We start from the raw sequence: 14488 nt of genomic DNA on the forward strand, positions 1-14488 counted from the left end.
GCGCCCCACATCGCTCGCATCGATTGATACGATCGCAACTTCTGAAAAATACTGTGATTATTTTGGAAATAAGGAGCTATCTATGAACACCAATCAATGGGAACTATACCACAGCATAGAAACATTTTCTTTGGATGAACCCGATACAGCTTTACCGTTTAGTGAGCGGCTGGCGCGAGATAACGGCTGGAGTGCTAATTACACTCAGCGCGTCATTGCCGAATACAAAAAGTTTGCCTTTCTCGCAGTTGTTGCCGGACATCCCGTAACACCTTCGGATCAAGTCGATCAAGTCTGGCATTTGCACTTAGTTTACACGCGCTGTTATTGGGACGAATTTTGCCCGAATGTCTTAGGAAAAGCTCTGCATCACGGCCCAACTCGCGGCGGAGGCAGCGAACATGACAAATTTAATGACTGGTATAACAAGACTTTAGCTAGCTACCAACATTTCTTCGGGCAAAAACCGCCAGAAGATATTTGGCCGCCAGCACGGATTCGTTTTGGTCGCGACCTGCATTTTCGGCGCGTTAACACTCAACAAAAGTGGATTTTGCCGAAGCCAGATTTACAGCAAATCCGTCTGGATTTAGAACAATTGCGCTGGCAGCAATTAGGGTTCGCTTTCCTAGTTTTCGCCTTAGCACTAACAGTTACAGCCTGCCAGCCATCTATTTTGGCAAGCCTCCCCAACCCGCTTGATTTCACAGGGCCTGAGTTTCTATTTTTTTACATGGTCGTGGCAAGTGTAGCGGTTTCATTGACAGTGCTTTTGCGCTGGTTTTTGCGAGAATCAAGCGGCGATTACTCTCAGGAATTACCAGATTTATCTGTTTATGAAATCGCATATTTAACTGGTGGGGAATCCCGCGCTGTAGAAACAGCGATCGCGAGTCTCGCAGAACGCGGATACTTGGAACCGCTGCCCTCAACACGAACTTTGCAGTTAGCAACCGCCTTACCACCAAATAGCGATCCTTTAGAAAAAGCCGTCGTGCAAGCAGTCAGCATTAACGGCTACGTCTGGCGAATTAAGCAATTGGTGCCACCTGCGACAAACTACATCCGCGATCGCTTGCAGAACCTGGGGCTGTTAGCGAATGAAAGCCTAACCAATATCATGCAGTTGTCTGTACTTCCGATCTGGCTAGCGTTGATATTAGGAATTAGCAAGATTTTAGTGGGGATTTCCCGTGGCAAACCAGTAGGCTACCTGGTAGTTCTTTGTAGCATCACAGTAATAATTGGCTGGGGGTTTTCGCCACCAAATTCGTCGTGGCTCACCCCCTATGGCGCTCGCGTGCTGGAACAATTGCGATCGAGAATTATTTTCAGGAGAATTAATCCCAGACCAACCGATCAAATTGTGCTAGCTTTTGCTCTCTTGGGTCACACTGTTTTAACAGGCAGTTCTTTGGCAGATTTGTCGCAAGTGTTAACACCGTATGCGAGTAGCAGCAGTGGTGGCGGAGGCGGAGGCGACGGTGGCGGCGGGGGTGGCGGCGGGGCCGGCTGCGGTGGCTGCGGTGGCGGAGGCGGTGGCGGCGGGGGTGGCGGCGGGGCCGGCTGCGGTGGTTAAAAAAAGAGCGATCGATCGCCCTTTCCATTCATCCTTTTTTTCGATCTCAGTGGAACAGATATCTTGCAGCATTCTTAGAAACGGTCAAGATGCCCACCCCACAAAAATTTAATTTTATTGTGGGGTGGGCCGGAGATCCGCCCTGGCCGATTGACAATGATGCAATATCTCTGTTTACCAATTACCGATGCCCTGTTTGGCCAATTCCCAATTCCCTGTTTGGCCAATTCCCAAAACTATCTTTTCCAATACCTGCGCCAGTGAAACAAATTCTCCCACAAATTTTGCATAAAAGTATTGCTGCGTCCGCGCTGTGACTCCCAAACAGCAGCAGTTTGACCGCTAATTGCCGAAAAACTCGACCAAATATAAGGAAGTTCGGCGATCGCCTCAACCTTCATCCCGTGACGCACAGCCAAACCGATCGTATGAATCAACTCAGCAGCTTGCGGCCCCACAATACTCGCTCCCAAAATCTCCCCGTTGCGGCGCCCGACAATCTTACAAAAACCAGTTGTCTCCCCGCACATTTGAGCTTTTTCAATATTCTTAAAATATTCCCGACTAATAATTAGATCGTCTCCAAAACGGCGCCTTGCTTGCGCTTCAGTCAAGCCAACCCTCGCCAACTGCGGGTCAGAAAAAATCGCCCAAGGAATCCCGCGATAATCTATTTGAAACATCGGCAAAAACAAAGCATTTTTCACAGCAACCGCAGCTTCGCAATTAGCGATGTGAGGGAACGGATAACCCCCAGCAACATCGCCGATCGCGTAAATGCGGCGATTAGTTGTTTGCAGCTTGTCATTTAAAATTACCCCCCGATAATTGAATTTAACCCGAGCAGCTTCGAGATTTAACGATACAAAATTGTGCCCTCTACCGGCGGCCAGAAAAATCTCCTCAGCTTCGATCGCCGCACGCCCAGCTTGAATCCACTTTTTACCCTCAATCACCCTAGCTTGAGTCACCTCAGTTCCAGTCAGAATCCTCACTCCTTCAGCTTCCATTGCAGCTTGCACCAACCCAGCAGCCTCTCGGTCTTCTTTAGCCAAAATGTGCGAACTTTTCACCGCCAAAGTGACAGCAACCCCCAGTCGAGCCAAAGTCTGAGCCACTTCGACACCGCTGGGATCGCCACCGATTACAGCCAAACTTTTAGGCAATTGTGGAAGTTTTGCTAATTCCCCGACAGTTTCCGAAGTATAAAAGCCAGCAGACGAAAGTCCTTCAATATTTGGAATCGCCGGTAGAGTTGGACAAGCTAGCAAATAACAGAGCGATCGCAATTTCCTGCCGCCTGCAACAAAAGCCAAATCCGGTTTCGCCACAAACTCGCCATTGCCAAAAATAATATCGACACCGCGAGCAGCCAAAACGCCGAGATCGTCAATTTCTGACAAATTAGCAACAACACCCTCGGCCCACTTGAGAACCCCATCAAACCGCAATTCGATCGGCATTTTGGAATTAGCCACTTCCCAGCGAACTCCCAACTGCTGGCGGCCGATCTGCTGGGAAAAACGAGCAGCCTCGCTCAAAATTTGGCTGTATCTCAAACCAAGCTCGATCGACTCTTTCCTCCCTGTCGGCAAATCTTGCGAATTACTTAGCGGTTCCACCAAAGCAACGCGAGCCGGGAAATTAGTTGCAGTTAAAGCAGCATAGCGTCCGGCCGGAGTTCCACCAATAATCACTAAATCATAATCAAGCATAAATAAACAAGTCAGTAGTCATTAGTCAGCAGTCATTAGTTAGTAGTTTAGGACGATCGGCGCGCGGGGTCAGAAACCGGGTTCTGCCTGGATTCTTCGCTGCAAAACCCAAGATTTACAGCAGATTCCACATTTATGAAGTACACCCGCCTATCGTGAGCTTCCCCGTAGGGACACGGCACTGCCGTGTCCCTACAATTCACAAACCTGGAATACGCTGTATCATAGAAACCCGGTTTCTTGGGTATGTCCGCTCGAAGGACCAATAAAATCGGTTTGTCAACTGTTATTGGTTGCCAACAGTTAACAGTCAACAGTCAACTGTCAACTGTCAACTGTCAACGGTCAACTGACTAATAACATCCGCAACTCCCACAATCAGCCGCATATTGTCCGCCCTTGAGCGCACAGCCACCCGAAAAAACCGATCGCCCAACTCAGGAAAACTCAAGCAATCCCGAATCAAAATCCGGTGTCGTTCCAACAGAATTTTTTGAATCAGAGAAACCGACATCGACGACTCAACCAACAAAAAATTAGCTGCACCCATCCAAGGCTGCAAACCCGGTAAACTAGCCAAACCCTCAAACAGCTCAAGGCGAGCCACAGGCAGCCAATCCCAGGTTTGCCGCTCAAAAGCAGCATCTCGCACCGCAGCAGCAGCAGCAGCAGCAGCCAAAGCATTCACAGGCCAAGGATCGCGCTGCAACTGCCAGCGGCGGAGGATATCGGGATGAGCGATCGCGCATCCCATCCGCAGTCCCGGCAGAGAATAGAATTTAGTGAGCGATCGTAAAATCACCAAATTCGGAAACTCCTCAACAGCATCGATCGAACTCTCCTGTTGTTCCGGTGGCAGAAAGTCCATAAAGGCCTCATCTACCACCACCAGACCCAACTGCTCCAAATAAGGCAAAATCGCCTCCCTACCAAACAGCAAACCCGTAGGATTGTGCGGGTTGTTCAGGAGCAAACCTCGATCGGCATCGAGAGCAAGAGGAACCGGGAGACACAGAGAAGGGGAGACAAGGGAACGGTTAGAAACCGACAAACCATCCGTTACTAACCGGCGAACAGGCTCCGCGTCCAACGATTGGAGATCCAAAGGACATTCCAGCACCTGCGCGCCGAAAGCCTTCAGAGCCCGCCAGTAATCGCCAAAAGCCGGAGTCACCAAATAAGTCGCCTCCAGCTTCGACAAATCCCAAGCCGCCCAAGTCAACAATTCCGCCGAACCATTCCCCGGCAATATCCAATCCGGGTCAACATTCAAAGCCTCACCCAAAGCAGTCCTGAGCTCTCCATAATCCGGGTCTGGGTAAGCCGTCAGACTGCTCAAGTGTGCTTGAATCGCATCCAGGGCCGACTCAGGAGGGCCCAAAGGACTGATACTCGCAGAAAAATCGAGAATAGCAGAGGGAGGGCAGCCTGCCAGTGTGGCTGCCCAAGCTAAATTCCCACCGTGTACAGGTCTAATCAAGACTCAGTTCGCCAGTTATTCGGGGTTTTTCGGCGGTGCAACTCTGTCCTTAAACAACTTCCCTGCAGAAAATGCAGGAACTCTAGTTGCTGGGATTTCCATCTTGTCGCCAGTTTTGGGATTGCGACCCTCGCGGGCCTTGCGTTCCCGCGACTCAAAAGAGCCAAAACCGACCAGCGTCACCTTGTCGCCGTCAGAGACAGCTTCCATGATTGCTTCCAAGGCTGCACTCAAAACAGCATCTGCCTGTTTTTTAGTGACACTAGCCTTTTCTGCCACTACATCAACCAATTCACCTTTGTTCATTGCGCACTCCTTCAGGGTTTGCAAAATACGTCAAACAGAGTTCAACTATTAGCTGTGAGGTATCAACTGCATGGGGGTGCGGCTTGGGAGGTTTGGGTTGTTCCCTAGGGCTCCTGTCCGCTTCCCCAATTCAAAACTCCTGCTGAATACTAATTACCCTAGGGTAATTGGTCAGAAAAGGAATTTTTGTTTCTAATTGCTGAAAACCCCACAGCATCTAATTTTCACTGCATTATTCTAAAGTCTTGCCGACCGTTATGGATCGGTGGAACCTTTAATTTATATGGAACTCGCCAACTTTTTTTAATTAATCCCAAAATTTAGGTAAAAAAAACCACCTTGGAGAGAAGATTTCTCGCCTCAGTGGATTTGAGAGCCGAAAAAAAGGAGAAATAGAAAGAATAAAATGTCATTTGTCAAGGGCTAAAGGAAAATTTATTCCTTCTGATTTTGTTATTCTCAGGAAAAAAGGCAGAAGTCAGAAGGAATAAAGTCTGAATTGTCAAGGGCAAAACTAAATTTCTTCCTACTGACTACTGACTACTGACTGCTGACTACTGACTACTGTCTCGGCTGGACGGGCTGACTGCGCTGCAACAGTTGGCGGGCGTCGGGACTGATGTTGTTTTGGTAGCCAAAGTTCGATCGATCGCTATCATCCAAAATCTGCGGAGTCAGCAATACAATCACTTCCGCCCGCTGGTTGGTCTTACTGGTTCTCCTGAACAAGGAACCAATTATCGGCAAATCTCCTAAAATTGGAATCTTGCTCGCTTCAACCTGTTCGTTGTCGCTGATAATCCCCGAAACAATCAAAGTCTGGCCGTCCCGCAGGCGGATTAGCCCCGATTGCAAAGATCGCTCAGTAAGCAGTCTGATCTGATTGGTGTTATTACCGTTAGTGACGAGGTTTTGAGCTACGCCCACTCCCCTGACGATCGGGTTCACCCGCAGAGAGACAAAACCGTTGTCGTCCACTCTATCGATTGCCACCCCCAACTGCAAACCAGCCTTGTCTTTGACTGCCGTCACCGTTGTGTTACTTGTATTTCCGGTAGTCTGCGTTTCCGACGTGATGTTACTAAGCACCTCTTGAGTAATATTCACATTCGCCGTTTCCCCTTCTTGGACAACCAGAGTCGGATCAGTCAGAATTTTGGCATTCTGGCTGAGAATCTGTGCCTGCACCGTAGACAGGAACCTCCTGGGATATTGGAAAAGCGGGAACAAGCCGAAAGTCGCACTTCCCACAGATGTTAGCGCCCCAGTGGTTAAGTCTCTCTGAAACGGCTCGTAATCCGTAATCCCAACTCGCGTAGGGTCAGTAGTAATCGGCGCTGTCGGCTGCACGAACAACCCGCCACCCGGTGCTGTCAGCGGCACGTTAATTAGGCTGCCGTTCGGATCGTAGAAAGGCTCCCCGGTTACTGGGTTGTTGACGATCGGTCGATTAGTTAGGCCCCCAACAGCAGCGTCCCTACTGGGCGGATTGATGCCACCAAAATTGAGACTTGCCGCCCCGCCGTCATTGACGAAGAAATTGTTATTAATTCCGAAAGAGAAACTGCTGTTAGCGGTGTTGTTTCCCGACAAGTTGATATCGATCACCTTGACGTTGACAGCTACTTGACGGCGGCGTAAATCTAGCTGTGTCAAGAAAGCCACAGCCATGTCTACTTTGCGCGGGTCGCCCACCAAAGTGATGGAATTGAGCCTCGCATCGGCCAGCACCGACAGTCCTCTCAGCAACAGCGGCCCCGTGCCTTCCCTAGCGCCGATCGCCTTAATGTCCGGTTCCCGAATTTCCACATCCCGCGCCGAATTTCCCTGGCCGACGGTTTGAATAGTCACCCGAGTAATCGGCAGTTGAGTTTCCGCGCCTTGAGCGCTCAAAAAGTTAGCTGCATCGGTAGACCTAACTTGATTGAGCCGCAGAGTCCGAATGATAAGATTGCGCGAGTCGATCGGCAAGTTAGTCCCTACAAAAATAGTCCGCCCCTGCCGGTTAGCTTGCAGCCCGCTGAGCCGGAGCACGTAGTTAAAAACATCTTGCACCGACTCATTTTCGATGTCCAAAGAAATCTTCGGCCCTTCATCTGAGCCGGAGGCTCCCGGCTGACCCGGCACTGCGGGCTGGCCCTGTTGACCCGGTGCCCCGCCGCCTGTAAAAGCGATGTTCAGTCCCGCAGCGCGGGCCAGCAGAGCTAAAACGTCCCGGACTGGGGCATCGCGCAGCACCAAGCGGGGGATACGTTCTCCCGAACTCAGTTCAATATTTCCCGCGCCCGGGGCGATGTTAGATACGGAGATATCTCCCAAAGGCGGCGGCACGGCCCGCGACTGGAAAGGCGGAGCCTGATTGGTCTGGGATTGTATTTCGCTGGGGAGGGGCGGGCGATCGTTCCTGGTAACAGTAACTTCGGGATTTGGCAGCAGCACGCCTGGATTTTGCGACGTGCGGACTTGGGGAGCCGACCGGGGAGCTGTTTGGCTCAGCGGCAGTCCCGGAGGCGGCGGAGGTGCAGTTTGGGCAGACTGCGCAGTCCCGCCCTGTCCGGCAACGCTGAGAACGATGCTTTGGCCTTGTCCCGGAACAATTTGTCCGTTGGGAACTCCGTTGGTTCCCGCCACCACAACGCGGATGCTGTTAGCCTCTACCTGGCTGATTTCTACTGAAGAAATTCCCGGAGCGGGGTTATCTTGACGGAAGCTGTTGCCTTGTGGCAAGCGGAGCTGGGTGTTGATAATTGTGGCTTGGTAAGTATTGCCGTTATTGATTGCGAAAACTTGCGGGCGATCGCCCTTTTCGGTAGCCAGGACAATATTTACCCCATTATTGGCTTGACTTACTTGCACTCCTGTGACTTGAGTTGGCGCCGCCCAGACGGGGGCTTGGGCTACGAGAACTCCGGCCACGCTGCCAAAGAGTCCTCCACATAACCGTAGATGCTGTTTCACGTTCTCTCCTCAACTACACTTTTTTATTTGTTGTTCGCAGTCTTTTGTGCGAGCTTCTTGCACTGACTGAAACATTCTCGATTCGAGCCTATTTTGAAAGGGAGAAGTTAGAATAATTTCGGCAGGAATTATCATTTTATATTGCCCTATAAAAAACTAATTTTCTGCCTTCATAATTTCTTGAATTCTACCTTCTATCTTCAACCTTCAACCTTCTGCTGAAACAGACTTTGGAACCATAGCTAATCTCCGCAAAAATACCGCTACTTAGCAGCAGGACTCGGAGCCGGAGTTGCCGGAGCAGAAGAACTCGGAGCCGGAGTTGCCGGTTTTTCTTCTTGCTTTAACGGCAGCAGCGCGTGCAAGTCAAAAGCCGTTTTAATTTTAGTTTGCGGCTGCCCCACCTGGATTATTTTCCCTTTCAAAAAATCAATTTCAATTGGCTGAGTTGATGCTAGCAATTCTGATTTCAAATTTCTCACTACCAACAGCGACTGCATCAACTCCAAGTTACGCATAAAATTGCGGGTTTGAGCGAAATTGCCTTCAAACTCTACCTTAAATTTTTTGCGTCTGAGCTTGCCAGCCAGGGACGGCCCGAAGGACGTATCTTTCAGAATATCTGGGTCTAGAGATCCCGGCACGGCGGTTGCTGCTGCTACTGGCGGGATATCCGGCTCAAATTTGGTAATTTTAGCCTTGAGGTCGTCTCCTTGCACCCCCGCGTTGATTCTATTAACCAGTTGGGTCATGTCAAGCAGCAGCGTGTTGGCGCTCGCATCGCTGGCAAACATTGCCGTCACGTTGGCCCGGCGCTGTTTTGCTTCTTCTTGTTTTGCTTCTGCTTCTGCCTTTTTTTGAATTAGAGATTGCAATTGCTGTTGCGTTTGCTTGCTTTCGGCAATTTTTTGCTTGATCTCGCTGCCTTTTTGGAATTCTGGCAGTACGAATTGGTAGACGAGGCCGCCGGCAATGACCAGGCCGAGAACCGCGACGCCTATTGCTTGGACTTGGGGTGTCAGCTTAATGCCGAATATTTCCTGAGTCCCTGTCTCTTCTGCTTGTCCGCTAGGACTATACTCTGCTGCTGTCATGGTTTTTTCACTTCTCCTTTTTGTGGTTCTAGCACTCCTTTTTCTTGAAGTGTTTCTATCCGTATTGCTAGCCCGTCTGCTTGCTTGCTCCGCAGTTCGGGGAGCAACTCCGAGGCCCCAGTCGGGCTAAGGCTGGTTTCAATTTTATATTCCACCACCGGCCGCAGTTTGGGAAGTTCTACTGCTCCTACTGCGCTTTGGTTGCGCAGTTGTACTTGTGCGGGGTTGTTTTTTAATGTGGCCGCTACCAGTTTGGTATCGGTGTTGAGGAAGAAAGGAGAGCGCTGGACTAGCAGCATAAAGTCGTTAACTTGAGCAAAGGTGCTCGCTACCCCTGAAATTACGACTTTTGCTGCCTGCGTCGGGAGGACTGGGGCGGGAGCAGCAGCCGGGGTGGGGCTGGCTGGGGAGGGACTCGCCCCAGGGGAGGCGGCGGGAGTTGCTGCGGGCGGAGGGGGTGCTGCCACCACGGGGGAGGGACTGGGGTCGATTTGCTCGATTTTGGCAATTTGCACTCCAGCGGGAGTGCGGGCGCTCAGGTCTTGCAGCATCGCCGACCAAGGTTTAATTTGGTCGAATACTCCGGCTAATGCTTTGTATTCGGCGGTAACTTTGTCGGTTTCGGCGTTGATGGCTTTGATGGCGTTGGCTTGAGTGTTTAACTTTGCCACTTCTTGGTCGAGGCTTGCTTGTTCTGTACCCAAGTTGGTATTTTCGTTCGTCGCCCACCACCAGGCGCCCATGACTGCGGCGTTGATGCCGAAGGCAAACAGCACCGCCCCAATTAGGGGCAGTTGGTCTTTGGCTCCGCCAGAAGTTTTTTTAGCTGAGCTTTTGGCTGCTGCGACGGGTTTGTAGTCGGGACGGTCGTTGAGAAAATTAATATCTAGGCTGTACATGGCTTCACTCGATTTTATAGCAGAAGGAAGAAGGTAGAAGGCTTTAGTTATCGTCGCGAGAGAAGAAAGAAGGCAGAAGGCTTTAGTTATCTGGAAGAGAAGGAAGAAGCAATCGACCGCTTATGTTTGGTGCAATTAAGAAGGTCCTAACTGTCTTGGCTGTTGCTATTGATTTAAATTTGAAATTTTAGATTTTAGACACAGCGCAAGATTGCTGGTACAAGTGAAGGATTTATTTAGGGAAGAAAGAAACAACTTTCTGCCTTCTACTGAAGGAAGGGCTGCTTCTACCTCAGATATATTCTACCTTTTACCTTCTACCTTCTACCTCCAATATTCTACCTTCTGCTTTCTGCCTTCTTCTTTTGGAAGGGGCTTTTACCTAAAATTCTCAAATCTGTTTTTCTCTCATCTAAAACTGTTAGGTCACATAACCTCCCTGAGTCCTAAACCTAGGGCGACTCCTAAACCTGCTCGCTGTTCTGGGGTAATTTCTTCGCTGATTTCGAGTCCTAGGGTTTCGATGGGATCGACTTGAGATGCGGGCAAGCTTAATCTTTGCATGAAAAATTCGTCGAGTTTGCCGATCGCAGCTCCCGGGCCTGCTAGCAGCAGTTGCGCTACTTCGAGTTCTTCGCTCTGGTTGAGGTAAAAGTCTACTGAGCGGCGCAGTTCGTCTGCTAGTTCTCCCAATACTTTAATCATCGCATTTGTGCCTGGATTGCCGTCTCCCGAAGCACCCATTGTATCTGTGACTGGCAGGGTCATGCCTTGCAGTTCGCTGGTGTCTCTGGTTGGCGGCAGGTTCATGGCTTGGTTGAGGGCGGTCTGGATTTGGTAGGTGCCGATCGGGATGGTACGGTTGAACTGAGGTATGCCGTCCACTACTATAGCTAACTCGGTGCTGTCAAATTCTATGGCGGTGAGAACTGCGGCTTCTTGGGACGAAAATTGTTGCAGTTGGTCTTTGAGGGTGCGGATTAGGGCAAAGCTGGTTACTTCTAGTACGTCTATAATCAGTCCGGCTTCTTTGAAGGTTTCGATGTATGTGTCGGTAACTTCTCGGCGGGTTGCTACTAACACGACTTGCACTTTTTCTACGCCGTCGTCATCTACAAAAAGGCCTATTTTTTGATAGTCTACGTCGGCGTCTTCTCTGGGAAACGGCAAGTACAGTCCTGCTTCTGCGTTCATGTAATCCCGCAGTTCTTCTTCGTTGAGCTCTGCGGGAACTGGGATGAGGCGGATGACGGCTTCGCGGCCGGGAATGGCTGTGGCTACTCGCTTGGCTTTGATTTTGTTTTCGGCGAGGACGGCTTTTATTAGTTCTGCCATTCCCGGCGGATCTACTATTTGTCCTTCTTGTACTATGTCTTCTGGAACTTCTATTGAGGCTAGGGTGGCTAATTTTAATGTCTGAGCTTTCTTTTCGAGCTGAATGATGTTGATGCGGTCTGGGGCTATTTCGATCCCGATTCCTGGCTGGCGTTGGGAAAGTAGACCTTTGAAAAAGTTAACCATGTGATTGGGTCGCCGGTAATTGCTATTTTTTTCTTTTGTAGTTGGCCAGCCTGATTCAGCGCGCCCGGTGTTGGAGGGTTGGTTTCCAACTGCCGAAAGAGTGCTGTAATCTCGGTATCCCGCCGTAGCGATCGCGGATCTGTCTGTGTTGCGCGATCGCCCGTTCCGATTTTATGCTACCCAATTTACTTGACAATAGCTATTCTGCTGCAAATGTCAACAAATTCCAGCTCGATCGACCGAAAACCTGCCGATTTTGCACAAAAACCGACTCTCTCGATCGGGGGCCCGGCTACAAAACTCTCTCTCGCACTCGATCGCGCTTGATTCGGGCGATCGCGCCTTTGTCTGACGGTTCCCATAACTCTCAAATTTTATTCTATGAAACGTAAATCTTGGCAACTGTTTGCTGTTTTTGGGCTGGTGGGGCTGCTGCTGGCTGCGGTGGTGAGTTGCAGCAAGCCTGCTGTTAATTCCCAGGCAAATAATACGCAGGAAATCGAGTTCTGGACTATGCAGCTTCAACCTCAGTTTACTGAGTATTTCAACAAGACGATCGCCGGTTTTGAAGCCCAAAATCCGGGGGTGAAGGTGCGCTGGGTGGACGTTCCTTGGTCGGCGATGGAAAGCAAAATTTTGGGGGCTGTTTCGGCGAAAACTGCGCCGGATGTGGTGAACCTAAATCCCGATTTTGCTTCGCTGTTGGCGGGACGCAATGCTTGGCTGGATTTGGATTCTCGAATTCCGCAGCAAGTTCGATCGCTCTATCTCCCAAATATCTGGAAAGCTAGTATGCTCGACGGCAAGAGTTTTGGCATTCCTTGGTATCTCACGACTGGGGTAACAATTTACAATACGGAGTTGTTGAAGAAGGCTGGAATTGCTAAGCCTCCGGCTACTTATGCCGAGTTGGCACAGGTGGCGAAACAGGTGAAGGAGAAGACTGGTAAGTTTGCTTTTTTTGTGACTTTTGTGCCGGAAGATTCGGCGGAAGTTTTGCAATCTTTCGTGCAGATGGGTGTGCCTTTGGTAGATGCTAAAGGCAAGGCGGCTTTTAATACTGATAAAGGGAAAGCTGTTTTTCAGTATTGGGTGGATTTGTACAAGGGCGGACTTTTACCGCAGGATGTTTTGGTGCAGGGACATCGCAGGGCGATCGAGCTTTATCAAGCTGGGGAAACTACTTTGTTAGCTTCTGGGCCTCAGTTTTTAAAAGCGATTTCTGAGAATGCTCCGAGTATTGGTGCTGTTTCGGCTGCTGCGCCTCAAATTACGGGGGAAACAGGCAAGAAGACTGTGGCGGTGATGAATTTGGTTGTGCCCCGCGACAGCAAGCGCCCTGATGATGCTGTCAAGTTTGCTCTGTACGTAACTAATTCTCAAAATCAGTTGGCTTTTGCAAAGGCTGCTAATGTTTTGCCTTCTACGGTTGAGGCTTTGCAGGACGATTATTTTAAGAACGTTCCCGCTGATGCTCCTGCAGCCGATCGAGCTCGCGTTGTTAGTGCTTCTGGGTTGAGTTCCGCCGAGCTATTGATTCCGCCTCTCAAGGATGTTAAGAAGCTGCAAAAGGCGATTTATGACAATTTGCAGGCGGCAATGTTAGGGGAAAAGTCGGTAGATCAAGCTGTGGCTGATGCGGCTAAGGCTTGGGATCAAAGGTAGTTTTTAATTGAAGCTGGGGCGGGATTTTTTTTGATCTCGCCTCTTGCTTTTTTACGTGACTTGACGTATTATTAAATAATGGGAATCCGTGTGGCCATATAATAAACGTAAATCTGCTTTTAACTGTAGGGTGCGTCGCATCGAATAGCTTCAAATCATCGCGAAAAATTCAAGGGCGACGCACCCTACGATTACGATCGTCACAGCAATGCTTGCGATCGCGTCTCGCCAAAAGTCCGATCGATTCCCTAAACTAAGGACAATACTAGACCTCTTGCAAAAAAGATATATGTTATAATCAAAGGTTTTAAATTTGAGCCGCTAGAGCTAACTCATAATTGTAAATTGCTGACAACAAATTACAACGCAGACCATAACGGCGACGGCGATTCCGATAACGACTCGACAATATTTTAAAAATTTTGAGACTCCGATTAACGTGTTCAATAACAATTCGCTCCTGTGCTAAGACTCGATTGTAGTCTTTTTCTATTCGAGATAGTTTACCATTTTTAGGTTTTTTTCTAGGGATAAGCTGTTGTACCTTTAAATAGGGTATAATAAAAAATTAGTTTAGTCAATCAATACAAAAATGCCAGCCAAAAACCATCTCAATTCCCAACAAATAGAGAAACTACAGAAAGCCTTAAAAGAGGAAGAAAAGGCAAATATTAGAGAAAGAATTCTGATTTTGTTATTGCTCAATGACGGAAAAACACAATCTAAAATCGCTGATTTTTTGGGTTGTTCAATAAATAAAGTATCTTATTGGTGTATCAAGGGAGATCCCGACAATCTAGAAAGTCTAATAGATGAAAGGATGAAGGGAAATCACAAAAAAGCCACAGATCAATATATAGAGATATTATTAGAAACTATAGAAAAAGACCCTCAAGAATTAGGATATGATTTTGGACGATGGACAGCGCAGAGATTAGCAACATACTTAGAAGAATCCACCGGAATAAAATTAAGTGGAGGACAAGTTCGGAGGATATTAAATAAAAAAAAGTATGTTTACATCTGGGCTAAGTATAGCCTAGAGTCCAAGAGAAATCCCGAAAAAAGAACAGCGTTTAAAATAAAGATAGCCGAATATTTAAAAATAGAAAAAGAATCGCCCAAACGTTTACAGGTATGGTTTTGGGACGAGAGTGGATTTAGTTTAAGAGTCACCAGAAGAAAGAACTGGTCTAAAAAAGGCAGCCGAAAAAAGATCCGAGGAGACAGGAGAAAAGGCAGAGTTAATGTAATGGGAGGAGTGAGAAATT

12 protein-coding genes are annotated in these 14488 nt (G+C 48.9%); 4 read left to right on the plus strand and 8 right to left on the minus strand.

The genetic code is table 11. From position 1 onward, the window contains the following. The first annotated feature begins 82 nt into the window (after positions 1-82). Positions 83-1579, plus strand: coding sequence for a TIGR04222 domain-containing membrane protein (locus tag QUA02_RS21160; protein WP_333030377.1), 1497 nt, complete (start codon positions 83-85; stop codon positions 1577-1579). A 236-nt stretch (positions 1580-1815) separates the two neighbouring features. Here QUA02_RS21160 and QUA02_RS21165 read toward each other — a convergent pair whose 3' ends face one another. From QUA02_RS21165 to pilM, 7 genes are all read right to left on the minus strand, one after another. Then, the gene (locus QUA02_RS21165; protein ID WP_333030378.1) at positions 1816-3294 is read right to left on the minus strand and encodes a dihydrolipoyl dehydrogenase family protein; all 1479 of its coding nucleotides are present in this window, start codon (positions 3292-3294) and stop codon (positions 1816-1818) included. Between the two features lie 331 nt (positions 3295-3625). Beyond that, the gene (gene cobD, locus QUA02_RS21170) at positions 3626-4774 is read right to left on the minus strand and encodes a threonine-phosphate decarboxylase CobD (RefSeq protein ID WP_333030380.1); all 1149 of its coding nucleotides are present in this window, start codon (positions 4772-4774) and stop codon (positions 3626-3628) included. A 15-nt stretch (positions 4775-4789) separates the two neighbouring features. After that, positions 4790-5080 (minus strand): non-specific DNA-binding protein Hbs, encoded by a 291-nt coding sequence (hbs, locus tag QUA02_RS21175; RefSeq protein ID WP_333030381.1) that lies wholly within the window; start codon positions 5078-5080, stop codon positions 4790-4792. A gap of 561 nt (positions 5081-5641) precedes the next feature. Continuing rightward, a complete protein-coding gene (locus QUA02_RS21180) occupies positions 5642-8038 on the minus strand; it encodes a secretin GspD/PilQ domain-containing protein (RefSeq protein ID WP_333030382.1) in 2397 nt (798 codons plus the stop codon). Between the two features lie 263 nt (positions 8039-8301). Continuing rightward, positions 8302-9132 (minus strand): pilus assembly protein PilO, encoded by an 831-nt coding sequence (locus QUA02_RS21185; protein ID WP_333030383.1) that lies wholly within the window; start codon positions 9130-9132, stop codon positions 8302-8304. After that, the gene (locus QUA02_RS21190) at positions 9129-10031 is read right to left on the minus strand and encodes a PilN domain-containing protein (RefSeq protein WP_333030384.1); all 903 of its coding nucleotides are present in this window, start codon (positions 10029-10031) and stop codon (positions 9129-9131) included. Before QUA02_RS21190 ends, QUA02_RS21185 begins: the two co-directional genes overlap by 4 nt. Before the next feature lie 426 nt (positions 10032-10457). Continuing rightward, a complete protein-coding gene (gene pilM, locus QUA02_RS21195; RefSeq protein WP_333030386.1) occupies positions 10458-11552 on the minus strand; it encodes a type IV pilus assembly protein PilM in 1095 nt (364 codons plus the stop codon). 173 nt (positions 11553-11725) lie between these two features. Here pilM and QUA02_RS21200 point away from each other — a divergent pair, with 173 nt between their 5' ends. Together QUA02_RS21200 and QUA02_RS21205 are read left to right on the plus strand one after the other, a co-directional pair. Continuing rightward, on the plus strand, positions 11726-11944 hold the full coding sequence (locus QUA02_RS21200; protein ID WP_333030387.1) for a hypothetical protein: 219 nt from the start codon (positions 11726-11728) through the stop codon (positions 11942-11944). Next, a complete protein-coding gene (locus QUA02_RS21205) occupies positions 11934-13217 on the plus strand; it encodes an ABC transporter substrate-binding protein (RefSeq protein WP_333030388.1) in 1284 nt (427 codons plus the stop codon). The genes QUA02_RS21200 and QUA02_RS21205 overlap by 11 nt, the downstream gene beginning before the upstream one ends. A 307-nt stretch (positions 13218-13524) precedes the next feature. Here the strand turns inward: QUA02_RS21205 and QUA02_RS21210 are convergent, their stop codons facing one another. Beyond that, on the minus strand, positions 13525-13779 hold the full coding sequence (locus QUA02_RS21210; protein ID WP_333030390.1) for a transposase family protein: 255 nt from the start codon (positions 13777-13779) through the stop codon (positions 13525-13527). A gap of 30 nt (positions 13780-13809) precedes the next feature. On the opposite strand from QUA02_RS21210, the gene QUA02_RS21215 reads away from it, so the two are divergent. Further along, positions 13810-14488, plus strand: a 679-nt coding sequence (locus tag QUA02_RS21215) for an IS630 family transposase (RefSeq protein WP_333030389.1), incomplete at its 3' end; no start/stop codon positions are given.

It is taken from the genome of Microcoleus pseudofavosus SVA1_A4 (genome assembly GCF_036700565.1).
In the GTDB taxonomy this organism is placed as follows: Bacteria; Cyanobacteriota; Cyanobacteriia; order Cyanobacteriales; family Microcoleaceae; genus Microcoleus.